The organism is Rhodothermales bacterium, from assembly GCA_040221055.1.
GTDB lineage: Bacteria > Bacteroidota > Rhodothermia > Rhodothermales > UBA10348 > 1-14-0-65-60-17.
In genome coordinates this window covers 169,613-195,198 of the sequence record JAVJVN010000011.1, presented here as the reverse complement: position 1 = coordinate 195,198, position 25,586 = coordinate 169,613, and the positions used below count along the sequence as shown (strand labels likewise).

21 protein-coding genes are annotated in these 25,586 nt (G+C 61.1%); 9 read left to right on the top strand and 12 right to left on the bottom strand.

Annotated elements, in window-relative coordinates; genetic code table 11:
• Positions 1-104 precede the first annotated feature (104 nt).
• The 3 genes from RIE53_05520 to RIE53_05510 are packed head-to-tail and all read left to right on the top strand — an operon-like array spanning position 105 to position 1,491.
• The gene (locus tag RIE53_05520) at positions 105-365 is read left to right on the top strand and encodes a hypothetical protein (protein ID MEQ9104137.1); all 261 of its coding nucleotides are present in this window, start codon (positions 105-107) and stop codon (positions 363-365) included.
• Positions 366-376: 11 nt separating this feature from the next.
• On the top strand, positions 377-856 hold the full coding sequence (locus tag RIE53_05515; protein ID MEQ9104136.1) for an FKBP-type peptidyl-prolyl cis-trans isomerase: 480 nt from the start codon (positions 377-379) through the stop codon (positions 854-856).
• The gene (locus RIE53_05510) at positions 853-1,491 is read left to right on the top strand and encodes a methyltransferase domain-containing protein (GenBank protein MEQ9104135.1); all 639 of its coding nucleotides are present in this window, start codon (positions 853-855) and stop codon (positions 1,489-1,491) included. Before RIE53_05515 ends, RIE53_05510 begins: the two co-directional genes overlap by 4 nt.
• On the opposite strand, the gene RIE53_05505 is transcribed toward RIE53_05510, so the two are convergent.
• The 5 genes from RIE53_05505 to RIE53_05485 form a co-directional block, all read right to left on the bottom strand.
• On the bottom strand, positions 1,440-1,655 hold the full coding sequence (locus RIE53_05505) for a DUF2892 domain-containing protein (GenBank protein ID MEQ9104134.1): 216 nt from the start codon (positions 1,653-1,655) through the stop codon (positions 1,440-1,442). The two genes, RIE53_05510 and RIE53_05505, sit on opposite strands and share 52 nt — an antisense overlap.
• A 107-nt stretch (positions 1,656-1,762) precedes the next feature.
• The gene (locus RIE53_05500) at positions 1,763-2,116 is read right to left on the bottom strand and encodes a response regulator (GenBank protein MEQ9104133.1); all 354 of its coding nucleotides are present in this window, start codon (positions 2,114-2,116) and stop codon (positions 1,763-1,765) included.
• Between the two features lie 104 nt (positions 2,117-2,220).
• A complete protein-coding gene (locus tag RIE53_05495; protein ID MEQ9104132.1) occupies positions 2,221-3,594 on the bottom strand; it encodes a T9SS type A sorting domain-containing protein in 1,374 nt (457 codons plus the stop codon).
• 256 nt (positions 3,595-3,850) lie between these two features.
• Entirely contained in the window at positions 3,851-5,410 is a 1,560-nt protein-coding gene (locus RIE53_05490; GenBank protein MEQ9104131.1) for a PKD domain-containing protein, read from the bottom strand.
• A gap of 143 nt (positions 5,411-5,553) precedes the next feature.
• On the bottom strand, positions 5,554-9,510 hold the full coding sequence (locus RIE53_05485; protein MEQ9104130.1) for a response regulator: 3,957 nt from the start codon (positions 9,508-9,510) through the stop codon (positions 5,554-5,556).
• 131 nt (positions 9,511-9,641) lie between these two features.
• Between RIE53_05485 and RIE53_05480 the strand changes: the two genes are divergently transcribed.
• The 6 genes from RIE53_05480 to RIE53_05455 all read left to right on the top strand — a co-directional run bounded on the left by RIE53_05480 (position 9,642) and on the right by RIE53_05455 (position 15,573).
• Positions 9,642-10,970: an amidohydrolase family protein gene (locus tag RIE53_05480; GenBank protein MEQ9104129.1), complete on the top strand. Its 1,329-nt coding sequence runs from the start codon at positions 9,642-9,644 to the stop codon at positions 10,968-10,970.
• 31 nt (positions 10,971-11,001) lie between these two features.
• The gene (locus tag RIE53_05475; GenBank protein ID MEQ9104128.1) at positions 11,002-11,691 is read left to right on the top strand and encodes a hypothetical protein; all 690 of its coding nucleotides are present in this window, start codon (positions 11,002-11,004) and stop codon (positions 11,689-11,691) included.
• A complete protein-coding gene (locus RIE53_05470) occupies positions 11,688-12,116 on the top strand; it encodes a CBS domain-containing protein (protein ID MEQ9104127.1) in 429 nt (142 codons plus the stop codon). The genes RIE53_05475 and RIE53_05470 overlap by 4 nt, the downstream gene beginning before the upstream one ends.
• Before the next feature lie 5 nt (positions 12,117-12,121).
• Complete coding sequence (locus tag RIE53_05465) at positions 12,122-12,592, top strand: hypothetical protein (protein ID MEQ9104126.1); 471 nt, start codon at positions 12,122-12,124, stop codon at positions 12,590-12,592.
• An 81-nt stretch (positions 12,593-12,673) separates the two neighbouring features.
• Positions 12,674-13,000, top strand: a complete 327-nt coding sequence (locus tag RIE53_05460) for a PadR family transcriptional regulator (protein ID MEQ9104125.1) — start codon at positions 12,674-12,676, stop codon at positions 12,998-13,000.
• Positions 12,997-15,573 carry an ABC transporter permease gene (locus RIE53_05455; protein MEQ9104124.1) on the top strand — a complete coding sequence of 859 codons (2,577 nt, stop codon included), beginning with the start codon at positions 12,997-12,999 and terminating at the stop codon, positions 15,571-15,573. The genes RIE53_05460 and RIE53_05455 overlap by 4 nt, the downstream gene beginning before the upstream one ends.
• On the opposite strand, the gene RIE53_05450 is transcribed toward RIE53_05455, so the two are convergent.
• From RIE53_05450 to RIE53_05420, 7 genes are all read right to left on the bottom strand, one after another.
• A complete protein-coding gene (locus tag RIE53_05450) occupies positions 15,574-16,689 on the bottom strand; it encodes a hypothetical protein (protein ID MEQ9104123.1) in 1,116 nt (371 codons plus the stop codon).
• A gap of 1 nt (position 16,690) precedes the next feature.
• Positions 16,691-17,386, bottom strand: coding sequence for an ABC transporter ATP-binding protein (locus RIE53_05445; protein MEQ9104122.1), 696 nt, complete (start codon positions 17,384-17,386; stop codon positions 16,691-16,693).
• Complete coding sequence (locus RIE53_05440; GenBank protein MEQ9104121.1) at positions 17,379-18,587, bottom strand: FtsX-like permease family protein; 1,209 nt, start codon at positions 18,585-18,587, stop codon at positions 17,379-17,381. The genes RIE53_05445 and RIE53_05440 overlap by 8 nt, the downstream gene beginning before the upstream one ends.
• A complete protein-coding gene (locus tag RIE53_05435; protein MEQ9104120.1) occupies positions 18,584-19,750 on the bottom strand; it encodes an FtsX-like permease family protein in 1,167 nt (388 codons plus the stop codon). Before RIE53_05435 ends, RIE53_05440 begins: the two co-directional genes overlap by 4 nt.
• A 61-nt stretch (positions 19,751-19,811) precedes the next feature.
• On the bottom strand, positions 19,812-20,582 hold the full coding sequence (locus tag RIE53_05430; protein MEQ9104119.1) for an outer membrane lipoprotein-sorting protein: 771 nt from the start codon (positions 20,580-20,582) through the stop codon (positions 19,812-19,814).
• Positions 20,569-23,319 (bottom strand): HAD-IC family P-type ATPase, encoded by a 2,751-nt coding sequence (locus tag RIE53_05425; GenBank protein MEQ9104118.1) that lies wholly within the window; start codon positions 23,317-23,319, stop codon positions 20,569-20,571. The genes RIE53_05430 and RIE53_05425 overlap by 14 nt, the downstream gene beginning before the upstream one ends.
• A gap of 47 nt (positions 23,320-23,366) precedes the next feature.
• Positions 23,367-25,550 carry a DUF5916 domain-containing protein gene (locus RIE53_05420; protein ID MEQ9104117.1) on the bottom strand — a complete coding sequence of 728 codons (2,184 nt, stop codon included), beginning with the start codon at positions 25,548-25,550 and terminating at the stop codon, positions 23,367-23,369.
• Positions 25,551-25,586 lie beyond the last annotated feature (36 nt).

Here is a 25,586-nt window from a genome sequence, read left to right as displayed (position 1 = left end):
CTCGTTTGGTGACGACGTAAAGTCTACTGACTCCGCATGGGTGAAGCAACAGAAAGCGTCCTTTCGCATTCAACGAAGTATGAACAGACTGAATGAGGCACCCTATGAGTGACAAGAAACTTTACCAGCAGAGAATGCGCGCGCAGCTCGACGAGCTCAAAGCGGACCTGGACAAACTGAAGGCGCGTGCTTCGGGCGCGAGCGCCGATGCTGAGATCAGGTTCAAGAAGAAAATCGACGAAATCGAGGACCGGCTCGAAGAGCTGGCTGACGCCGGCGAAGACAAATGGGAAGCACTGACGGACCGGATCGAAGCCTCGTGGGATTCGCTGGTACAGTCCATCAAGGAGCGTAAAAAAGACTGATTTCCCGAACAATGAAAACCTGTCCCCTGCTTGCCATTGCCCTGCTGATGTTATCCGGCTGCGGTTCAGAGTCGGCCGAATCGGTCGATCCGGACACGGAAGTGTCTGCACCGGCCATTGAGGCTCCAGCCGCCGACACCACCGATTCCGGTCTCGCCATTACGATCGTAACGGAAGGATCGGGTGACACGATTTCGCCAGGCCCTGTGGCCGTCGTGCACTACACCGGCTGGTTGTATGATGAATCCGCGCCGGAAAACAAAGGGCAGAAGTTCGACAGCTCACGCGACAGGGGTGATCCCCTGCGTTTTCCGCTGGGTGTCGGACGTGTCATCCAGGGCTGGGATGAAGGCATAGCCGGCATGAGGGTCGGTGAGCGGCGTCTGCTCGTTATTCCTCCGGAACTCGGATACGGCGACCGTGGCGCCGGAGGCGTTATTCCGCCGGGAGCCACGCTGTTGTTCGACGTGGAACTCGTCGGTATTGAATGAGCGACCAGGATCACTGGAATGCGGTTTTCCGCGGTACGCCTGACGAGGATCTGGGCTGGTTTGAGCCCGATGTATCCCCGTCCATGGCGTACATCGACGAAATGGCCTTGGCGGAAGATGCCCTCATCCTGCTGCCCGGCGCAGGCACAACCAGCCTGATCGATGCGCTCCTGGAGCGTGGGCACCACTTGATGGTCAATGACATCAGCAGCGAGGCGTTGGACCGCCTGCGGGACCGCATCGGAACCCGGACCGGTGTTTCCTGGCTGTGTCAGGATATCTCAACGCCATTGCCCCCCGTTCTGCCGTCCGTGGACGCCTGGGTCGACCGTGCGGTCCTGCATTTCCTGCTGGACGAACGGGCGCTGGACGGCTATTTCGCCAATCTCCGTCGCATGGTGCGCCCCGGAGGATTTGCCTTTTTCGCGGAATTCGCCGAGCACGGAGTGACTCGTTGCGCCGGACGTGACGTCCTTCGCTACACGGAAGGCGGCCTGCTCGACCGGCTCGGACGCGACTTCCGTCTTGTCCGGCACGAACACCGGAACTACACCAGCCCGACAGGCGGGCATCGGCCGTACCTCTACGCGTTGTTTGAACGCGTCTTGCAGGTCGACAGGCCGAACGGCGCGTAGAGCGGACAGAAGCTCACAACGCTGGTCAGCACGAACACGGCTGCGGCAATGCCGGCGACAATCGCCCACGTACCCGAGAGCGTACCGGCGTAAATGAGGTAAGCAACGACCAGCGCAACAATGACCCGGATGGTCCGGTCCGCGGTTCCCATGTTCTTCTTCATGATGGTATTCCTTCTGGTGTGATGGCACTCGCTCGAGATCAGGCAACCATAGCCTGTGCCCGCGCACAGAATACGGGGGCGCGGGCAATCTCGCACGCAGGCACCGTTCATTTTTCCGTGAGGCCCTCCAGCGCGAGAAGCAAGGACCTCGACGTGAATGGCTTTGGAAGATAGGCCGTCCTGAGCGGCAGTTGACCCGGGAAGACCATTGCCAACGAAAACCCGGTCATGAGCAAAATCGGTATGTTCGCCCATTCCGGTCGGGATCGGATGACGTGGAAGAATGTGGCACCGTCCGTGTCCGGCAATCCGATGTCAAGCAGGATGACATCGGGCACATGCTCCTCGAGGCAATCGAGAGCCACGCTGCACGTCCCCGCTTCCCGGGTCTCGTAATACGGCGCCAGGCGCCGCACGATGTATGCCCGCAGTTCCGGGTCGTCATCGATAACCAAAGCCACGGGAAGGTTCATTCAGGGTCTGTGTTCACGCCGCCGGAATATGCGTGGGGCCCGTCCGGACATGTCCGGACGGGCCCCAATGCCTTTCAGTTGAGGAGTTGCGCCTACTTCAGCAGCAGCATGGTCTTGGTGATGGTGCCTGCGGGCGACGTGAGCTGATACAGATACGCCCCGCTCGGCAGAGACCCGGCATCGAAGCTCGCCTGGTGCATACCGGCCGACATCGGACCATCCACCAGCATTCGCACCCGACGACCCATGAGGTCATAGACCGCGAGTGTGACGTGGGCCGCTTCCGGCAGACCGAATTGGATGCTGGTCTGCGGATTGAACGGGTTCGGGTAGTTGCCCGTCAGCACGAATTCCGTCGGAAGCGCGCCGCTGGCAGCCTCCTGATTCGCATCCAGGCGCTGGCTCAGCGGCGCGGATGGCACGCCTCCCTTGCCCAACGTGCTGGCCACGTGCGCTGCCCAGTTTGCCATCACGCTGTTCGAGCAGCCCTTCTTGAGGTGTCCCTGGCCATGACCAGCAGCCTCCACGATGTCGGAGCAGGAACAGCCTCCCGTCTCAGCAACGGAGTAGGAACCACCCGACGACGTGCCCTTGCGGGTCAATCCCTGGATGAAGTCGGTCGAGCCTTCCCGGAGTGCCCACTGGTTGGGGTTGAGCTCCATCGTATCAAATACCGAGGCCGCACACAGGTCTTCGTCGTCCGGAACGCCATCACCGTCCGTGTCAAAGACATCCGGCGTGTTCGGATCCGTTCCGGCGGCCACTTCGTCACCGTCGCTGATGCCGTCCCCGTCCGAATCAGGGTTGGTCGGGTCGGTGCTGTACAGCACTTCCTGCGGATCGGTCAAACCGTCGTTGTCCGTGTCGGCAAACACGGTCCCGGAATTCGTCTCCAGACGGTACATGCCACCCGCCAAACCACCTCCGTCGTAGATGATGAACTCAAGCGTCTGCGTACCGGACAGCGTCACCGGATAGACCAAGGTGTCATAGCTCCAGTATGCACCCTGATAACCGACCAACTGACCATCCAGATAGACCCAGGAACAGTTGTCGGCCAACAATTGAAGGACAAATTCGCCTTCACCGGAGACTTCCGTCGCATATTTGGTCCAACTGTGGCCTGACGGACCGCGCGATGTGAGGTTGCTCCAAGCGTTGATCCACTGGGCGGTGAAGCCGTTTGCAATGGCCCCACCCTGCCACGGATGAACGTTCGTTCCGAAGGCAAACGCTTTGTGCGGGTTGGTCCATGCTGCATTCAGGCCGACGCCCGGCTCAACCGTACAGACCGTCGACGGCCACGCCGGATCGGCGAACGCCGGAAAGATCGGGTCCCACGTGTCGACGAGCGCATCGCTCTGGAATACCTGGTTCGCCAATTGCCGGGCCCCGGCGTCTGCGGGAAACAGCAGTCCGATGGAGACTGCGCAGAGAAAGAGAAGTTGAAGCGTACGTTGCTGCATGACGTTGAGTGGAGTGACGAGTGCGTGTGGCGATACCTCCCCAGAGTACCCCCCACGAGCCGTATCCCGTTATCGAAATCCGGTCAACCTCTTTCGATATCTGTTCAATCTGCCGTATTCAACCGTGCTCTCGATGTAACAGCCCCATCGAATGGCAGCTCTTGCACAAAAGAGATTGCCCCGGCAGACTGATGTCTGCCGGGGCAATTCCCATCGACCCCGGAATCAAGGTCGAACATCTTGACGATTCAACAGCCTATTTGAATACGTCTGCGTAGTCGCATCCTGCGATATCAAACCCGTCCAGGGTCATTCCGGAGACACAGCCTTCGGTATCGCCCTTGGCGAGGCCGGAACCCTGCGTGCTGAAGTGCAGCACGAGGTCCATGAAGCCATCGCCATTCACGTCCTCCGAGTGACCTTCGCCGTGTGCTTCAGGCGTCTGCCCCGGGCCGAAGACCAGGCTCGAAACATCAACGGTGCTGACGTCAAAGCCTGCTGAACCCAGAATGGCTGTAGGGATGACCCCTTTGTTTTTGGAATTGATCCGATTGCTCGTGTCGTCCGGCTTGATATCAAACCAGAGTGCAGCAGGGGTCACCACAACGGCAACGTCGTCCGAGTCGGCAAACTCACCGTCGCTTACCGTGAGAGTGAACGCGTAGGTGCCGGTGTTCAGAGCGCCGAGATCAAGAGTTGCCTCTGTGGAGACTTCCTGATTGTTGCTGTCAACCCATGAGTAGGTCAGTTCGTCTCCATCTGGATCGGAAGAACCTGAACCGTCAAGAACGGCAACCTGGCCAGCTGAAAGTGCCTGATCAGCACCAGCGTCTGCTGTTGGAGCTTCGTTGGTCGGGAACTGGACGTCGCCACCCACGCCTTTGAAGCCAAACATGAACGTTGCCGGTGATCCGGTATCGGCGTTGCCGTTGCTCTGACCCAAAGAATATACTTCAGCCTTTACAGCGCCCAGCGCAGCAAGAGCGTCCACTTCTGAACCAGCCGCTCCATAAAACGTCTTGAACGAAAAGGTTTCACCTGCACCCAGCGCGCCGAAACCGAAGTCGAAGAATGCCCCGTGATCGGTCGGGCCGTTGTCAACGAAGTCCCCATAAACGGATGAGTAGCGAGGGACGAGGGGATTTGAAGAGTTGAAACCATTGTCGCCGGCCAGAAGCACGGAGCTCGCGCCAGCCGTTCCCTGAACCGTTACGATTTCACTGAATGGCGTTGGATCGATGTCCCAGTCCATCACGCGTGAATACCGAAGATCACTGACGGCGGCTCCAGAGATGTTCTCGATGGAAACCGATACTTCGTAGAAGTTCGGAGTCGCAGCTGAAGGAGCGTATGCATGCGTTACGCGAAACACACCGCCAACGTTCACAACCGATGTTGCGGTCACGCCGTCGGCAACGAAGCTCTCTACGGCAACATTGTTGTAACCGAATGCATCATTCGCATCTCCGCTGACACCTGAAACGGCATCTGCGACGCCCCATCCTTCACAGGTACAGCCCTGGAAAGTGGATTCGTATTCGCCGCCGTTCGGAGAAATGTACTGGAGTCCGACACCCCAGTTACCTGCATACGAGGTCGGGTAGGTCTGGACGTTGAGGTTACCCTCACGGTTTACCCCCAGTCGCAGTGTGCCATTGGAGATGATTGAACCGTCCGACTTGCCGAGCCGCTCCTGGATTTCAGGGGCATTGGCGTTCAATGGGTGGGTGCCTTCAGTCTGAGAGACTACGGCCTGCTCGTTCGATGCGTCCTCGGTGCCTTGCAGCGCCGTGGAGTCGCAACCAGCAAAAATCATGGCTGCCAACAGACAACCTGATAGTACGTTTTTCATTTGTGAGCCCGGTGAGGGGTAGTGCTTGTGCTTGTTTAAGGACCTCCCAAGACTACCCCCCGCGTGCCCTTTCCCGTTATCGGAATCCGGTCAACGTTTGTCGCCAGCTACTCAAAACGTCCCATTTTGGCATCTTCGTCGGCATTTCCGCGGTGTTGTGACGGCGTATGCCCAAACTGCTCTCGGAAGGCCTGTGTAAAGTGCGATACGCTTTTGAAGCCCACGGAGTAGGCGACTTCGCCAATATTGCCGGCTTGCTCAGCTATGAGCGATGCGGCCTTGTCCAGCCGGCGCTGCCGCAGGAGGGCAGCCGGCGACATCCCCGTCAGCTTCGTGGTCATCCTGTACAGCGTCGCGCGGCTCACGTCTATTCCGGCGGCTATCACATCGACCGAAAAGTCTTCATCGTGCAGTCCGTGATCAATACTGCGCATGAGGGTGTCGTGCTGCATGGCGTCTTCCACATCGGCAAACGTTGTTGCCGGTGCGGGGACGCTCCCGTCACGCTCTGCCAACACGGCCCGGAGCCGCTGTTGCCCGCGAAGCAGCCGGTCCACGGTGGCCTCCAATTCCCGATCATTGAAGGGCTTCGAGAGGAACGCATCCGCACCTCCCTCCTGCCCTGAAATACGATCTTCAACGGAGCTCAAGGCCGTCAGTAGAATGACCGGGATGAACGCCAACTCATCGTCATGCTTCATGGCGCTACACAGTTCGTACCCGTCCATGCCGGGCATCATGACATCGCTGATGACCAAATCAGGAATCACGCTGCGCGCTTTGGCAAGCCCATCCAACCCGTCGGAGGCCATGGCGACACGGAAGCGAGGGCGAAGCCGGCGGGCAATGAGCTGCCGGAGTTCGGCATTGTCCTCCACGATCAGCACGCACGGGCGGTCTTCAGCGGTATCCTCGGCAAGCACGGTATCCGGAATCGTGCGGTCCTCCTCGAACGACTCCAACAGTGCCGTCAGCGATCCGACATGGATGGTGCCCGGAATGGCATCACCATCGACCCGTTCCAGCCGGACGGTGATCGTCAACGTGCCGTGCACGTCTGCTTCAGCATGGACGGTGCCGCCGTGCAGTTCCACCAGGTCCTTCACGATGGACAGACCGATGCCGGTACCCACCCCGCCGCCATCCCGTGCCGTTCGCGACCGGAAGAATCGTTCGAACAAGCGCGGGACATCTTCGGCCGTCACTCCTGCGTTCGAGTTCGCGACTGTAATCCGGATGTAACCGGGCGGGGACAACACCACGGCCATTCGGACCACACCGCCCGGGGGCGTGTATTTGACGGCATTCGCCAGAAGGTTGAAGAAGACCTTCTCCATGTGCTCCGGGTCGACCATGGAAGCGACGGGCGCGTCAGCCACGTCCACAAGAAGACTCAGCCGCTTCTTGTCGGCGGCAGACTGGAACACGGTCTTCATTTCCTGAACGAACGCCCCCATGTCAATCACGGTTGGGGACAGAGTAAGTTGACCGGATTCCAGGCGAGCGATGTCGAGCAACTGGTTCGTCAGATGTGTCAGGCGTCCGACATTCCTGAGGGCCATGGAAATGTCCTCGCGCGCATCGGCCGCCAACTCAGGACCCGAACGTTCCATGAGGTCTTCCAGTGGACCCATGATGAGTGTCAGTGGGGTCCGGTACTCGTGCGAGATGGATGTGAAGAAGCGTGATCGCGAGTCATTCATCTGCTTCAGGTCATCTGCCCGCTGTTCGGCGAACGATGCACGCAATTTGGCTTCGGAAATCGACGCCCTCACCCGCTCACGGCGTTCAATGCGGGTTCGTCTGAACCGGTCCACGGTCGCCGTCAGTCCGAAAAACAGCACCAGGTACAGGACGTATGCCGCGCTGGTTCGCCACCACGGAGGCAGGATCCTGAACGTGAACGAAGCCTGACTGCCGAGCACACCGGACGGGTCCCGACCCTGGACCAGGAATTGATACGTCCCTTCCCGAAGCCGGAGAATGTCACGATCAGAGCGCGTGGACCAGGTTGACCAATCGACATCGTATCCATCCAGGAAGGTCCGGTATTCCGCACCCGATACGTCATTGAATCGTGCTGTGGCAAACGACATCCGTAGCGAATTCCGATCGTATGCCAGGACGGGTGTGGATGTCACGGCCAAGGCACTGTCACCCGGGATGACTATCACGCCGCGCAGCAGCGTGTCGAAACCGGAATCGAACGTGCGCTGCGCATGCTCGTCGTAGCGATACAGGGACTCAGCACCGCCGGCCCATGAGATGCCGGTCGATTCCGGATACAGGGCATAGGTGTCGAACATCGTAACACTCCGGAAGGGGTATTCGGCACGACCGAACTTCCCGTCATCCCCGGCACGGAATCGGGCTATTCCTCTGTCGGACACCATCCAGACGTCGCGGTTTCCCGCCTGTACCAACCGTGACACCACACCCACGTCGAACGTTGAATCGGGCACGACGTGACCGGATTCCTGCACGCTGTACAGCCCATCCCGTGTCGCGATCAGGATACCGTCATCGACGCGGAAGACCCTGAGACGGCCGTCCGGCAAGCCCGATTCCGGCCCCAGGGTTTCCACCTCGGGTTCTTCGTAGGCCGGGTACCGGATGCGCTGGACTCCCGACAAGCGCGTGGCCAACCAGACATGGCCATTCACGTCCTCTTCCAGGTGGCGCACGAATCCGTTCGTTCCGGCCAGGCTCCCGTCGTCAGACCACCGTCCATTCCGTAAGCGCAATCGCCCCATGCCGTCGGCTTCCCCGACCCACACCACGTCCGGATGGGTCCGCGAACGGGTCAACACGATGGCCGCGCGGCTCGGTCTGACCAGGGTTGCCGCGCCATCGGGTCCGTCCAACGCATAGACACCGGCTTCGCAGGCTGCCAGGAGGGCTTCGGGGACGGACAGGAGACCATAGCACTCCGTCGTGACGCCACCCAGCTGCCGGAAGGAGGCCGCACGCCCGGGTGTACGAACGGGGTCCAGGACCATCAAACCGGTACGCGTTGACACGTACAGGCGTCCACTGTGCCGCACGATCGATTCGGCCCCCTGGAGGGCCACATCGTTGAAGCGGGTGATCGATGTCGGAAATTCCAGTCGCGAAATACCGTTCTGATGGGCCAGCCACAGCCCTTGCTGCCGGTCCACGAGCAAGCGTTCCACCAGCTCATTCTGGAGGCCCGAGCTGTCATCGATATGGCGCAAAAGACGACCGTCACGATCAATGACCACCAGTCCACGATTGGATCCGAAACCGATCGTGGAATCGGGAAGCAGGATGGCATGGGACGTTTCGGTTCCAGCCAGCAGGGCATCGGCCTCCGTGGACCAGGGTCGAAACTCCGATCCATACTGTCTATGCAATCCCTCTTGGGAGCCGACAATCAGCCCCCTTCCGCCATCAGCCATGAGCGCGAAGATGACCTGTTCCTTGAAACGTTCCCCGCCCGGAATTGGAACGAGCATGTCGTCTTCCTTGACCAGCAGACCACGCGCGATATCGTGCACATACAGTTTGCCTGCGACAGAGAAGACCCTTCCGAACGCGGTCCCCTGTTTCCATCGGGAAAAGCCTTCTTCCCGGCGCCACGTGTGAATGGCGGTTGCATCGGTGAAGTACACCGTGGAATCGTGCCGTACACCGCTTCGAATTTCTCCGTCCACAAAGCGAATGGAGACCATGTCCTCCTGCCCGATTTCGCCCAGTACAGCAATGAATCCATCTCCGGCAGCCAGCACAGGCCCCCCCGGGAAGGGAACCACCGCCCAAACGGTCCGGTCGTCCGGAGAGCGGGACAGGCGCCACCGTGCGCCGTCATACTCAAGGACGCCGGAGCGGTTGGCGAAATACATGACGCCATCCTCATCCTGCGCCAATCCGAAATTCTGGTTCGGTGCGCCGTACGTTCGTGGACTGAAGTACTGAATGGCGGGCTGTCCCACTTCTGTGACCTTGGCCTGTGCCATCAGCAGCTCAGGATGCAGCGACTGAATCAGCAGGAGGACAGCAATGGTGGCGCCAGGGTATCCGACGTCAAGAATCGACTTGATCACGTGTGCTTGCTTGCAGGATGACCCCGAGTGGCGCGCGGCGGGAAGGGTCCGATGAATGGTTGAATGTACGGTATGTAGCATATCTCCATGTCCTTTGTGTACAATGGGATATCCACAAACCCACCGGATTCATGAAAATCACCCCCGCTTTCCGTTTCCTGAGTGCTGCAGCCCTCATATTCATGATCGCAGCACCTCCGTCCCTGGCACAGACGCACGTCATCCGAGCCGGCCATCTGATCGATGTGGAAAATGGGCGGATCCTGGACAACCAGGAAATCCTGGTGGTCGATGGCAAGATCACACAGGTCGGACCCTCGGTCCAGGCACCGTCCGATGCATTGGTCGTGGATCTGTCTGACCAGTACGTCATGCCAGGGCTGATCGATGCGCATACGCATCTGGCGCTGCAGGAAATGGACGGATCCGACATCGATGACCATGGCTCCTACTATTACGCATCCCTCATCGAGGACACGTCCATGCGTGTGGCACAGGGCACCATGCTGGCGCGATCCATGCTGGAGGCCGGCTTCGTCTGGGTCCGGGATACCGGCAACAACGGACTCTACGGTGATGTAACGCTGCGCCGTGCCATTGAAGGCGGCTGGATTCCCGGCCCGAACATGGTAACGGCCGGTCGCATGATTGCCCCTTTCGGCGGACAGTTCCAGATGAACCCTGAGAAACCGGCATTGGGTGAGCCGGAATACTTCTATGCCGATTCGAAGGAGGAAATCATCCGCGCGGTCCGGGAAAATGTGCATTACGGCGCCACGTTCGTGAAACTCATCATCGACAACCAACCCTACTATTATTCGGTCGAGGACGTCAAGACAGCCGTTGACGAAGCACATGCCATGGGCGTCGGCGTCATGGCCCATGCGACATCCGATGAAGGCATCCGGAATGCGGTTCTCGGCGGTGTGGACTCCATCGAACACGGATTCAGTCCGAGCGACGAAACCCTGCAATTGATGAAGGACCGCGGCACATACCTGGTCGGGACGGACTTTCCGGCATCACGGGTGGGCGATCGACGCTACCAATCGAACATCGACCGCAACAAGCGTGCGTATGCCCTGGGTGTGCCGATGGCCTTCGGATCTGACGTGGTTTACTATGAGGAAGGCCGTACCCGCGGCGAACAGACCATCAGCTTCCTGTTCAGCTACGTGGATGCGGAACTGCCGAATGCCCACATCCTGCGCATGGCCACCATGCATGCGGCAGATCTGCTCGGTGCCAACTCGGGTCGTATTGCGGCCGGTCGGAATGCCGACGTCATTGCCATGCCCGCCAACCCGCTGGACGACATTGCCGCCCTCTATGACGTCCGGTTCGTGATGAAAGACGGTCACGTGTACAAACAAAACGGGCAATTCCGTTGGGATATCCCGACGAAATTGAACAACCCCCGGCGCAAACAGCCACGAGGCAACATGCTGCGCCAGAACTGAGAGAGGCATCCACCGGGTGCGCCACGAAAGCATGCAAATAGTCCAATCCTGGAAATCCCGGGTCGCCGAAGCGACCCTCAATCGCCGCGCCGCGACATCGGACATGAAAGGGCCGATCGTGGCAACGGTCGGCGCAACTGCGGTGTGGCTTGGGCTTTCCGTCGTACTGGTCCCCGGCGGCGAAGTCGCCGAGTTCAACTTTTCGGATGAACGCGGTTCGGTGACCGTGCTTTCCGCACTCTACCTGGCAGCGGCCTCGTCGTTTTCGCTTGTGGCGTGGATGCTGTCCGGTGCGGGCGAACCGCGAGCGGCGCGCCTTTTCTGGTTCTGCGCCGCGGCGGGTCTGGGCCTTCTGGCCATCGATGAATTGCTGCAGATCCACGAACGACTGGGCGGCATGATGGGCGATGCAGCGCCGGATTCCGGTCCGTTCCGCAATTGGAACGATGCGTTGGTCCTGCTCTACGGATGCGCCGCGTTGCTGGTAGGCGCATGGTTCCTGCCCGTCCTGCTCCGGTATCCGAACATGCTCGCGCTGCTCGTTGCGGGTTTCGTGATGTTCCTCGCGCATACCGTCATCGACTCGATTTCTGATCCACCTACTACCCTCTCCCACATCCTGGAAGAATCGGCCAAGCTGTACACGGGCGCTTTTCTGGCGTTGGCCATGCTCTCCGGACTTCTGCACATCGTTCCCAATCAACGGAGGAGAACACCATGACAAGCATCAAGCATATCCTGCACAGGAAAGGTCGCGATGTCTGGTCGGTACGGCCGGATGCATCGGTATATACCGCCATTGAGGTCATGGCACATAGAGGGGTGGGCGCGTTGGTTGTGCTGGACGATGTGCAGCTCGTAGGCATCATTTCCGAGCGGGATTACGCGCGGAAGGTCATCCTTCAGGGCAAGGCATCGAAGGAGACGCGGGTGGCCGATGTCATGACGGAACGGGTGATTACCGCACCCGAATCGGTGTCCGTGGACGAAGCGATGTCCCTCATGACCGACCGGCGCATCCGGCACTTGCCGGTGGTCGAAAACGGTCGGGTCGTGGGAATGGTCTCGATGGGTGACCTGGTCAAATGCAAGCTCAAGGACCAGGAGAACCTCATCGAACAACTGGAAAACTACATTACCCGCTGAGCTGAATGACAGGACGTGCATTTGCCGTCTGGAGCCTTGTGGGATTCGCATTGATCGTACTGCGCGGGCTGTGGAGGCTCGTTCCCATGGCGCTGGAGGCTCCATTCGATGAATTCACGGCCGTGCATTGGGCAGCCACGGTTGTCAGCCTGGTCGCGTTCGGATTCGGCGAGGGCGTCCTGGCCATCCAGCGCGGATTCCTTCCCCGACTCCGCTCGCGCGCGGAGCATCTGCTGGTTTCCCCACCATTGCTGTACGGCCTGCTGGCCCCGTTGTACGGCATGGGACTCATCGGCGCAGATTGGAGGACATTGGCCCGCGCGTGGGGCATGCTGGTCGCCATCGTACTCATGATCCTCGGCATGCGCTTCGTACCATCGCCCTGGCGGGAAATCGTCATCCTGGGCGTGGTGGTCGCACTGGCCTGGGCCATACTCGTGACGCTCCGGGAAGCATGGAAGCTGGCCCGGGCGTGAATCGGATTACTTTCACTTTTGTGTAACCCAACGCGATCCCGGTCGTAGGCTGGCCTTTCATCAGTGAATCCGGTGCCGCTTGTGTCCGATTTTTCGTTGGGATCCTTTGAAGAGCAGGTCCTGCTCATGGTGGCCGTCCTGCACGGCGAAGCCTACGGCGTGGCCATCCGGGACGAGCTCACGTCCCGGACCGGCCGGACGGTACACATAAGCGCCGTCCATTCCAGCCTGAATCGGCTCGAAAAGAAAGGCTTCCTCCGGTCCGCCATGGGCGAGCCCACCGCCGAGCGCGGTGGTCGTCGCAAGCGTCTCTTCACGCTCACCGGCAGTGGGAAGCAGGCCTTGATGGATGCGCGTGCGTTCCGCGAAACCGCCTGGAACCAGATTCCGGAGATGATATGGTCATGATTCGTCTCTTGCGGATGCTCTGCCGACCGGAGGTCCTGGAAGACATTGAGGGCGATGTCCTCGAAATCCACGCCGACCGGCTCCGTCGACACGGCCGTCTGATCGCGACCATGGGGCTCTGGTACGACTGCCTGCGCTTTGTCCGCCCCTATACCATCCGAGATTCCGTCCACGTGCCATCAGGACCCATCATGCTCAAGAATTACGTGTCCGTATCGTTCCGTCACGCCCGGCGGTATCCCGGTTTTTCCATCATCAATGTCGCGGGATTGGCCGTCGGAATGGCGGTTGCCATTCTGACCGTTTTGTTCGTCAGTCACGAGCAGTCGTTTGACCGTTTCCACGATAAAGCCGACCGGATCGCCCGCATCCACATGACCTGGATATTCGGCGATACGCAGATGGAGGTGGCCATGACCACCACGGCCCCGGGTCCGGTGGCCAAGGCAGAATTGTCCGAAGTGGAGGACGCCGTACGTTTTTACAGGATCCGGGAGGCCTTCTGGCAAACCGACCATCCGGAGGCCGAGGCCCTGAAGGAATCGGGTATGGTCTACGCCGACTCGGGTCTGTTCAATGTGTTTTCGTTCCCGCTGGTGTCCGGGGATCCGACGTCGGCGCTGGTTGAACCGAATTCCCTGGTGCTTACCGAATCCAGCGCGCGAAAGTACTTCGGCACGACCGACGTGGTAGGCAATACGCTCATCCTGAATAGTGAAAACGTGTTCTCGGTTACGGGTGTCATGCGGGATGTCCCGTCTGCATCGCATATCCAGTTCACCATGGCCGCATCGTTTTCGACCCTCGCGGCTTCCCGGGACGTGTCGTTTGACAGCTCGCAGTACCACACGTACGCCCTGCTTGCACCCGGTGCAACCTTCTCACAACTCCAATCCGGCCTTGACCGTCTGCTGACCGAGCGCTTCGGAGACAATCCGTCCAAACCATTGCTGCACGTGACCCCGATTACGGACGTTTACCTGCACAGCAACGTATCGGCCGATTGGTCTCCGCAGGGAGACATCCGCCATGTCCGGATGTTCAGTGCCATTGCCATCCTCATTCTGTTGATCGCATGCATCAACTACATGAATCTGGCAACGGCCCGGAGCGTGAACCGGGCACGGGAAGTGGGCATGCGGAAAGTCCTTGGAGCGGAAGGGCGACAGATATTCAGCCAGTTCGTCGGCGAGGCCCTCATGCTGACGGCCGTCGGCATGCTGCTGGCATTCGGCTTGGTGCTGCTCGCCTTGCCCGCGTACAATGCCTTCACCGGTCAGGCGCAGACCGTGGCCGCGTTGATCCGGCCTGTGTATCTGCTGTCGGCGTGGCTGGGCGTCAGTCTGCTGGCTGGTGCGTGGCCGGCGTTCGGTCTATCCAATCTGCTGCCTGCCCGAGTGCTGAAAGGGACCCATGCCAACAGCAAAGGAGGTGTGCTGCTGCGTCGCGGCTTGGTCGTGGTCCAATTCGCGGTGACCGTCGTCTTGATTGCAGGGACCATTACCATCCATCGGCAATTGGATTTCATGCGGGACAAGGAGTTGGGCTATGACGAGCAACAGCTGGTGGTCATTCCGATCGACAATACCGCACGGGATCGCCTGGATGTCCTTCAGGAGGCCATGCGTTCCTCGAATTCCATCGTATCGGTCGCCGCGGTGTCGTCCCCCCCGTCGGGTGGCGCGGGTGTCTGGACGTTCAACGCCGGACCGGATCCAAGGCCGGACGAACGGCACCTCATCGGGGTGCTTCAGATTGATGAATCATGGGTGGAACTGATGGGGATCCGCCTGCTGGCCGGGCGTGGACCGACCGCCGAAGAAACGCAACGCGAAGGCACCACCCCCCGGGCGGTCGTGCTGAATGAACAAGCCGCAGCCTTGTTCGGGTGGACGCCCGACGAGGCCGTGGGTCAGGAAGTGTACACGCCTTCCAGGCAAGCCAGCGCGACAGTCGTCGGCGTGGCAGAGGACTTTCATTTTGCCCCCCTCCATGAACCCATCGAGCCGGTCATCATGCATGCCGGTGGGTACATGGGGCACATCCTGGTGAGGACAGCGGCCGGTTCGGTACCGAATGCCATTGACCACCTTCGTGACGTCTGGGGTCGAATTATCCCGGAGCGTCCCCTGGATTTCGTATTCCAGGATGAGCGACTGAACGCCCAATACCGGACGGAAGAGCGGATGGCCAACCTGTTCTCCATCTTCTCCGGGCTCGCCATCTTCATTGCGTGCCTGGGCCTGTTGGGACTCGCGGCGTTCACGGTGGTCCAGCGCACCCGGGAAATCGGTATCCGGAAGGTACTGGGTGCCGACCCGGCCGGTCTGGCGGCGCTCCTTTCCCGGGAGTTCGTGTTGCTGGTCACGATCGCGTTTCTCCTGGCGACCCCGTTGGCCTGGATGCTGTTCGATGACTGGCTTTCCGGATTCGCCTACCGCACCGAACTGACGTGGTGGACGTTCGGGCTGAGTGGTCTCCTGGCGGTATTGGTTGCCATCTCGACCGTGGCGTGGCAGGCGCTGCGGGCCGCCAACATGAACCCGGTGGAGAGCCTCCGGACACAGGCCTGATTACCACCAGAATTGCAGGCCGCCGAACCAGACGCCGTGGCCGGCCCCGAATTCGGTCTGTCCCCCGCCGTGCAGCACATATGTGCTGAGAGTCAGGTCCAGGTTGTCACGCACGCTGGCGGCAACGGATGGCCCAATGAGCCCACTTCCGTCCTCCAGGTTCTGGATGGCATACATCGAGACGGACACCAACGGGTGGACACTTTTGCTGGCAATGACCGCCGTGTAGTACCGGTCCTGCATGTATGCGGCATCCCCTCCACCGTTGTAATGGCCCTCAACGATGATGTAAACCCCGTTGCGGAAGGTGTAGTCCGCATTCAAGGTGGCCCGTAGTCGGGCGGCGTCGTCGACTGCGGCCTCGGCACGCACGCCCGCGTTCCGGACGTATCCGGCCACATCCACGCCGCCGACCCATCGCCGGTCGAAGACGCCGCCCGACACCGCCACATCATATTCACCGATGTGTCCCCGGTAGCGCGCGGCGTATCGGCCCCGCTCCAGGTCCCGCACCGGGGCCAGCACCACGTCCAGCCCGGTTACCACGCCCAGGGGCACCGCTACGCGCACCGCATCCACCGCAGCCCGCTCGTCCCGCTCGATGGCCGTCGGTGGCTGGGGATTGAACAAGTCGGTGGGATTCCAGACCATGCCGCTGCCCCATGCAATGCGTTGCCGCCCTACGGATACACGCGCACGCTCCCCTTCCCGCGTCAGGGTCGCGCGGAACACGGAAAGCCGCCCTTCGGCCTGGTCCGAGAATCGGCGCGACGTGGTCAAGTCGACGAGCGGTTGGACGCGAGTGGCGGCGGCCAGTTGATCGGCAAACGCGGCATCGGGGGTCTCCAGGAAGGAGCCCGCCCGGAACTCGGCATCGAACCAGGCCTCGGCCTGCCATGTGGCGGGCGCGGTCGCCAGTTGCACGCGGGCCCGCGTCAGGGAGAGGTGCCAGGGGTCGTCGGTGATGACCGACCGCGAAGCCAGTACCCACTCCTTCACGGATCCCGTGGCCGTCAACTCACCAGGAAGACCTTGCGCATTCAATTCTGGGGGATAAGCGGCCGCGGCGAGCACCAGTAGCACGGCCAGAAGGAATGGACATAGCCGGCAGCGCATGTCAATCCCGGTGTTCATCACGCGCAATCTGACCGTCCTTCAGCAGGATGAGTCTGCGAGCGCGCTCAATGACCATGGGGTCATGGGTGGAAAAGAGGAAGGTGATCCCCGTCTGCTCATTCATCTGCTTCATGAGGTCCAGCAGGCGGGCCCCCGTTTCCGAATCCAGGTTGGCCGTGGGCTCGTCGGCCAGCACAATCTTGGGCTGGCCGACGAGCGCCCGTGCGACGGCAATGCGTTGTTGCTGCCCACCGCTGAGTTCGGAGGGGCGTCGCCGCATCATGTCGGGTTCAATGCCGAGCGCAGCAAGCTGCTCATGGACCAATCTCCGGCGCTCCACGTCGGGAACGCCTCTCATGAGCAGGGTGAATTCTGCATTTTCCTCGGCGGTCAGCACCGGCAGCAGGTTATAGGACTGGAACACGAAGCCCAGGTTGTGCAACCGGAAATTGGCCAGATCATGCCGGGACATGGCCGTAATTTCCTTGTCGCCGATATGGACCGTTCCCCGCGTTGGCTTGTCCAGGCCACTCAGGATGTTGAGCAGCGTGGTTTTTCCCGATCCGGAGGGACCGGCCAGCGCCGTGAACTCACCCGGTGCGATGTCGATGTCCACGCCGCGAAGGGCATGCACCGGCATGCTGTCCTTGTCTTCATAGACCTTGTCCAGGTCCCGTCCGATGATGTGATCAGTCATGATGAAGCGCCTCCACGGCATGGAATCGGCTGGCCCGCCAGGCCGGATACTGAACCGACAGCAGAACCATGACAAAGATGATGACGAATCCGGGCACCAGGTGGAACGGATCCAGGACCGGATGGATAACCGGGCTTATGCCGTAAGCGGTGAGCCCGGAACTGAACGCTCCGAGGTCCAACCCGTTGACGAACCAGTAGCCCAGGCCCACGACCGACAGCACGACGCCACCGGCCATACCCAGCAAGGAAATGAACAAAGCTTCCATGACCAGCATGCGACGGATGACGGCCGGGCGGGTGCCGGTAGCCAACATGACGCCGAATTCTTTTACGCGCTCGAAAATCACCATCAGGAAGGCATTCACGAGGATGAATCCAACGGCGGTGAACAGGATGACGGCCATAAGCCAGGCCGACCAATTGTAGGCGGCTTCGGCCATCTCCAGCATGGGATTGCGGTCCTGCCACGTCAGGACATCCAGGTCCGGCCAGGCCGCCCGGAGTTCCTCCGCCCGCTCGTTGACCGCTCCCAGGTCCTCCAGGACGATGGTGACGGTCGATACACCCGCCGACAACCCCAGCAGGTGACGCGCGGCCGGAAGGGTCACGAACACCTGCATGCGATCGAACGGCCGCATGCTGCTCCGGTACAGTCCGGATATGCGGTACGCAGCCGCGCCCACCTCGTTCGAGGTGTTGTTCGCCATGAGGACCACCTTCTCCCCGAGTCGCACACCCAACCGGTCGGCCAACTCGGCGCCGATCACGATATCCGTTGAATCGGAGAGCCAGGACCCTTCGAAGACCAATTCCGGAATAGTGGTCACCCGGGATTCCCGCACGACGTCAACCCCGTTGATCTGCACGGCCGCCGACTGTTCGGGCGCATTCACCATTCCCATGGAAATGATCTGGGATGCGAAGCGTGTACCAGACTCGGTCAAGACCACCTCGTCCAGGACCGAGTCCGGGACCACCGCCTGCAACGTCGGGTTTTCTTCGTAGTCGGCCGCGCTCATCCGGATGTGTCCCCCCTGCAGATCAACCGCAGAACGGATCATTTCCTGACCGAAACCATCCGTGAAGGCCGTGGATCCGACAAACGTGAACACCGCCAGGGCCACGGCGCCCATCAGGACGAACGAGCGTCCCGGCTGACGCCACACGCTGCGCCAGGCTATGCGGGCTTCCAGTTTCATGTCTCCCTCCGCAGCGCGGCCGTAATGTCGAGCCGGAACACCCGGACCACGGGATAGATGGTCGTCAACAGGGCAATGACCAGGATGGACACGAACGGCTCCAGGAAGACGGCGGGACGCGTTGAAAAAAGCAGCGATTCCACCGAGAAGCCGAACTCTTCGTACATCTCCACCAGTTCCGCCGTCAGGGGAATGGGATTGCCGTGCAGGTACCACAGCAGGGCCCCGGACAGCAGGGCACTCAGCGCGACGGCCATGCCCAGTTTCAGGAGCAGTTCCACCAGAACCACGCGGGCGAGTGAGCCGGGTTGCATCCCGATGGCCTGCAGGATGCCGAATTCCCGCATCCGCTCCATGACACTCATTGTGGTTGTATTGAACAGCTCGAATCCGACCAGCAGGAGCATGAAGAACAGAAAGATGATCCCTCCCATGTTGTCCAGGAAGATCATCTGTCTCAATTCCGGCATGAGGGTATTCCAATCCAGCACGGCGAACCGATCAGCTGGCAAACGGGCCTGCAGTTCGGCCGCCTTCGCCGGTGCGTCCCGGAAGTCCGCTCCGCTGACCACGATCTGGGTCACCCCTTCCCCCGTGGAGAACAGGAATTGGGCGTCGGAGAGCGTGATAACCATGATGGAGCGGTCCATTTCCGCGGCCCCGGTGCGGATGAGGCCGCGCACACGGTATACATCGGCCCCCATCTGTCCCCGGTAGCCCTGCGTGATGACCACGACGGTATCGCCCGTCGCCACGTCCAGATTCCGGGCCAGCAGATGGCCGAGGACGGCTTCATTGGTCGACGCATCCTCCAGCAAGGTACCGGCCACGACCCGATTCATGAAGGTCGACACGCGCAATTCCTTCGAGGGCTCGATGCCCAGGATCATGGCCCCCGCGCTCGCCGAATCGCCGCTGACCAAACCGAATCCGGTCAGCCGTCGCGTCGTGGTCTCCACCCAGTCGTCACCGGCCACCGCCTCGCGCCAACCCGGATCATCCAGCAGGTACGCGAAGGTCTGTTCTTCCTGGTAACCCGGTGCCTGGATTTGCAGATGCCCGGTCAGCGTCTGAACCGCCTGCGATTCCATGGCATCGTACGAGCCGTATTGCAGGGAACGCATGACGGTAATGAGCAGCACGCTGAAAATGACGGCGGACATGGTTATCAGCGACCGTCGCCGATTCCGCCACACATTCCGCCAGGCCAGTTTCAGGTACACGTCAACTTCCTCGCCTCAGGTTCTGTTGGGAAAAGACGGACTCGGGGATCGGCACGTCGTACGTGATGTCGTCGACCTGCAGGATGGTCCGTCTGCCGGGACGCGTTTCCTCGATGAGCACCATCCGGAGGGGCACCGTCCGCCCTCCTGCCGGGCGGATATCCTCGAAGAGCATGGTCCGGATCTGCTCACCACGCTCGTTGAAGTAGACGGCCTTCAGCGGAACGTAATCCTCCTTGCGGATCCACTGTTCAATCCGGTCCCAAGCCACGGCCGTGGTGGGCTTCGGCACCAATTCCAAGCGCCAGGCCGCACCGTCCTCAAGGGTTTCCTCACCCAGCAGGCGATGCTCGTAGTCGTCCACCACGCTGGACTCCTTGACCAGGTCGTCGTTCGTGAAGTCCGACCCCATCCAGGATTGCAGCATCATGGACGGCGGAATCTTGATGACCCGGTTCACGCGCGGAATGAAATTCCACATTTCCCGATCCCGTTTCAGGAAGGCAATGCCCTTGTCTCGGGCCGGTTCAAGGACACGGATGAAGGACAGGTCGGTGCCTTTCGACCAGAACTCGAACGTGGTGGAGCGCTCCCAGTCCGGGCGGACGATGGTCATGGTGTACGTACCCTGCTGGGTCTCCCCACGGGTCAGGGCGTCTGCGCGCTCCAGGATGGTACGGGCATCCGGCTGGGCGGAGACCGGCGCTCCGGCCAGCAGGAGGATCAGGACGATAGCGGAAAGGGCGCCAATGCGCTGTTCAATTCGTGGCATGCCTGTACCTCCAGATCAATTTGTGGAGTTCCATTACCAAGATAATCCCCATGGCCACGACGAACAGGGCCGCAAACTGCTCCAAAGACACGGGCTCTGTCCCGAGGGCCCGCTGCAACAGTGGAACGTGCATGGCGAGCATATGGATGCTGAAGGCCAGCAGGACACCGAACATCAGAACCGGACTCTTCAGGGGTGAAAGGCGGAAAATGGACCGGGTCTCGGAGCGGACGTTGCCGATGTGGAGATTCTGGAACAGGACGACCAGCAGCAGAAGACCATTCCGGCTGGCCTCGACCGTCCACTCCGCCACGTCCAGCATCCACCAGAAGGCCACCAGCCCCGCCACCGACATGAACAGGGCGGCCAGCACGGACCGCTCCACCATGAGTCGGTTGAAGATGCGCTCTCCGGGAGGCCGTGGCCGGCGCGCCAGGACGTCGCCTTCCGCCGGCTCGAACGCCAGTGCAACGTCCTGGATGCCGTTCGTGACCAGGTTCAGCCACAGGATCTGGACCGGAAGCAGGGGAAGGATGAACAATCCGTCCGGGGTCATGGGCCATCCGGCCACGATTACCGCCCCCAGCATGAGCACCTCCGCGAGCCCTGTGGAGAGGGCCAGGTAGATTACCTTCCTGACGTTGTCGAACGCCACGCGACCTTCTTCTATACCACCGACGATCGTCGCAAAATTGTCATCCGTGATCACGAGTTCGGCGGCATCCCGGGCCACGTCGGTCCCCGAAGCCCCCATGGCGACGCCGATGTTGGCCTGTCGCAGCGCGGGGGCATCGTTCACACCGTCGCCGGTTACGGCCACATAATGCCCGGCCGTCTGGGCCGCCTCCACCAGTTCGAGTTTCTGCCGCGGAGCAATGCGTGCAAAGACCCGGGCGCGGCGCATCATGTCCATCCGCTCTTCTGGACTGGCCGCGGTCACGTCCGGACCGGAAACCACCTCATCTTCCGAGACCGCGAGTCCGAGTTCCCGGGCAATGGCCAGAGCGGTAACCGGGTGGTCGCCAGTAATCATACAGACTTCGATCCCCGACGCCCGGCAGGCAGCCACGGCCTCGGCAGCGCCGGCCCGGAGCGGGTCGATCATCCCCGTGAATCCAAGAAGCGTGAGATGGTTCGGGGCGTCCACGCCGCCCGTTCCTTCGAGCGGCCGGATTCCGTCACGAGGCGCGGTCCCGCTTGCCACGGCCAGCACCCGCAGGCCGTCGGTGGCCATCGATTCCGCGATCTCTCGTGCGTGGGTCCGCTCTGCGTCGGTCAGGTCGCACATGCCCATTACGCGCTCGGGGGCTCCTTTCACGAACACGTGGACGCTGTTTCCGGATGATACGCCCTGCGCTGCAACTGCCCCGTCATGGAACGTGGCGGCATATTGTGCTTCCGGCTCGAACGGGATACTGGCAACCTGGGGATGCGCCTCGAGCAAGGCCTCCCGTTGTACACCGTGTTTCCAGGCGGCGGACAGCAGAGCGACCTCGGTGGGATCGCCGCGCCACGTCCACGCATCGTTTTCCGGCCGCAATTCGGCCTCGTTGCACAAGGTAACGGCCTCAAGGAGTGGGTCGAGCCCGTCGTCCCTATCCGTTCCGTCTGCAGCCACGAAGGCACCCTCCCCGGCATACCCCTCTCCGGACACGTCCCAGGTCCGGCCGTCGGCCAGCACCACTCGGCGTACTGTGAGTTCATTGCACGTCAGGGTACCGGTCTTGTCGCTGGCAATCAGGGTACAGCTGCCCAGGCCCTCCACGGCCGCCAACTGGCGCACGATGACGCCGCGCCGCGCCATCCGGGTCGTGGCAATGGCCAACGCCACGGTCATGGCCACGGGAAGCCCCTCAGGAATGGCCGAAACGGCCAGGGCGACCGCGAACAGGAACATGTCTTCGGGACTGTAGCCCCGGAGCAGGATCCCGCCGACGGCTACGACCACGGAGGCCAGCAGGACGGCAACGGCAATGACCCGGGTGAAGCGCTCCATACGGTCCAGCAGGGGCGCGCGCCCGCCACCAACCCGCAGCACGTCGGTGGCGATTTCTCCGATGGCGGTGTGGCTGCCGGTCGAAACGACCACACCGCGGGCGCGCCCCCGAACCACGGTCGAACCGGCGAACACCATATTGACCCGGTCGCCGACGGGCGTATCTGCGCCACCGGTCCACACGGGATTCTTCGTCACTGCTACCGACTCACCCGTCAACAGGGACTCGTCCACTTCCACCCCATTCACTTCCAACAGGCGGATGTCTGCCGGCACCCGATTGCCGGACTCCAACGACACGATATCACCCGGAACCAGGTCCTCTGCATCCAACTGGATCCGGTGTCCGTCCCGTTCCACCCAGGTCTGGATGTGGAGCAATTTCTGGAGTGCCTGGCTGCTCTGCTCCGCCTTCCACTCCTGGAAACCGCCAATCAGGGCATTCATGGTCACGACGAACCCGATGAACACCGCATCGACCGCATGATCAATGACCAGGGACACCGCCGCGGCGACCAGCAGGATGTAGATGAGCGGGCTCTTGAACTGCCGGAGTCCGATCATCCACCACGCGGGCGGTTCGTGCTCCGGAAGACGGTTGGGGCCGTACTGCCCCAAGCGCCGTGCGGCTTCTTCCCCGCTCAGGCCACGGTCCGTCGCCCCGAGGTGCGCGAGCAACCCGGCCAGGTCAAGCGAATGCCAGGCCTGCCGCGTTTCCAACGTGCCTGGTTCTGCTTTCATGACCCGCTGACTCCGGTGTTCTCACATCGTGGACACCGGAACGTACGTTACAACTGGATTACGTACGTGAGTTTCGCTACGCCAACCCGGTTATTCAACGTGGCTGCACGAACGTCGAATTGATCCTCGGCGTCCAGGAAGTTGTAGTTGGTGTTGAATACCAGGAACAGGTCGGCGCCCGGGGAATGGATCCAGTCAATCCGGATGTTGGCCTGCAGGTTGCCGGAGAAATTGTCGTACTGGACGAGCGCCTTCGCGAACAGTTTCCGGCTCCAGGCCGCGTTGATGTTCATGGAGAACGTCGTGGCATCGAATGACCCGTTCTGGATGGGCAGCTCGAATACGCTGTGCGAGATCCCCGTCTCCATGTTGAGGTACTTGCCCGTTCGGAGGCCCACGGTGAACTGGTACCGGTCCCGGGTCCCCCCGAAAAAGTCCGAATACCCGTACGAACCATTGGCGGAGAGAAATTTGCTGTTGTCGGTGCGGAAACCAACGCTGACGGAATTGGAGACGTACTCCCCGGCCGTGATCTCTGCATTTGGCCGGATGAAGAACGACCCGTCCAGGCGTTCGTAGTTCCGTCCGAATCCCACGTTCACCCGGTCGTTGGCCCGCAGGCGGACGCTGCCGTTCAGGTTCACATCCGACGATTGTTTGCGGTTGTCCTGACCGTCCACGAGATCGGCGGACGAGGACACGGAATAGGAACGGATGAACCGGCCATTGACCTGGGGCTCGTATCCCGCCGAAACGGAATACCGTTTCATGTCCTGCCGGCGGACGAAGCCGAGGGCCGGGCTGAAGTGCCGACCGATATTGGTATAGGCAGCGCCGACGCGCCAGTCGGCCTGGCGAAGGGTCGCGGCAATGGCACCTGCCGCATCGGACCGGGCCGGATCGGTGTCGCGGACGTCGGTGTACCATGCGGAGACCTCGCTGTTGCCCATGAACCGCTTGCGCGCATCCACACCGAATGCACGATTGCTCCGGTCGCCCTGGTCCAGGTTGGTCAGGATGGCGCCGACCGTTGTCCGCCCGAAAACATCGGCACGGATGCGGGCAACGGAGTTGTTCGCCGCATCCAGGATGTCATTCGAGCGCGTCTGGATGTTCATCAGTCCAATGGACAGGTTGTCGAACTGCCCCACCACACGGGCCCCTGCCAGGATATCGTTCGAAATCCCTATCCGACGCGAAAAGAACGTTTCGGTATCCCGGGCAATCCCGAACTGGAACAGTCCCGCCCGCTCAAGGAAGAACTCCCGCTTCTCCGGGAAGAACAGGTTGAACCGGGTCAGGTCCAGCTGCACGTTGTCCGATTCGACCTGGGCGAAATCCGTGTTCAGCGTGACGTCCAGCGTCACGTTCGGATTGACGGCCCATTTGACGTCCAGGCCCGCGTCCTGCTGCGTATCGGTCACGTAGGCGTTCGTCACGGGATCCACGCGCGTTTCCTGCGCGCCCCCGATGATATAGGGCTTGATGAGCACGTTCCGGCCCCGCTCCACGTTGCGTATCCCCTTCAGGGACGCATATTGGGAGACCTGGAAAATCCCGGCCGAATAGCGCCTGGGTATGAACGGCCACATGGATCGCTCCCCGGTCCGGTTCAGGAAACGCATGAGGGCCACACCCATGGTGAGTTCGTCCGCATTCTCGAACCGGATGGTCTTGAACGGGATGGCCAACTCCACATGCCAACCGTCCTCGGCAATCCGCCCCTCGCTCTCGTAAATCCCGTCCCACTGCCAATCGCTGTGCGACATGCTCTCATCCGTGATGATGGCATCGTCCTGGGTACCCAGGACATTGGTCTCGAACAGATACGCGTTACGGTTGTCGTCGTAGGTGTCAATGAGCAGCCAGAACATGTCGTCGTTGCCGTTCGGCCCACCCCGTTCCAGATTCCGGGCCCGGATGAGATCCGGCTCCGAATCATAGAAACTCAGCCCGAAATACAGGTTGTTCTCGTCGTAGGCAATCCGCATGGCCGACGGATGCGCCGGCGGCTGACCTTCGTCCGGATCGAGCTGTACGAAGGAATCCACCACGTGGGCCGTAGCCCAAACGGCATCGTCAAGGACCCCGTCAATCCGAGGCGGTGTGTCGGTATAGACGGCTGTAATCTCGTTCTGCGCCCCTATCCGCACATCGGAGTCGCGCGTCGACTGGGCGAACAGCGGCGTGGACAACATCATCGAGCAAACAACAGCAAGGACGAGGCGCATGGACAGACCGGTATGGTGACGGGTTCCGACGTCCCT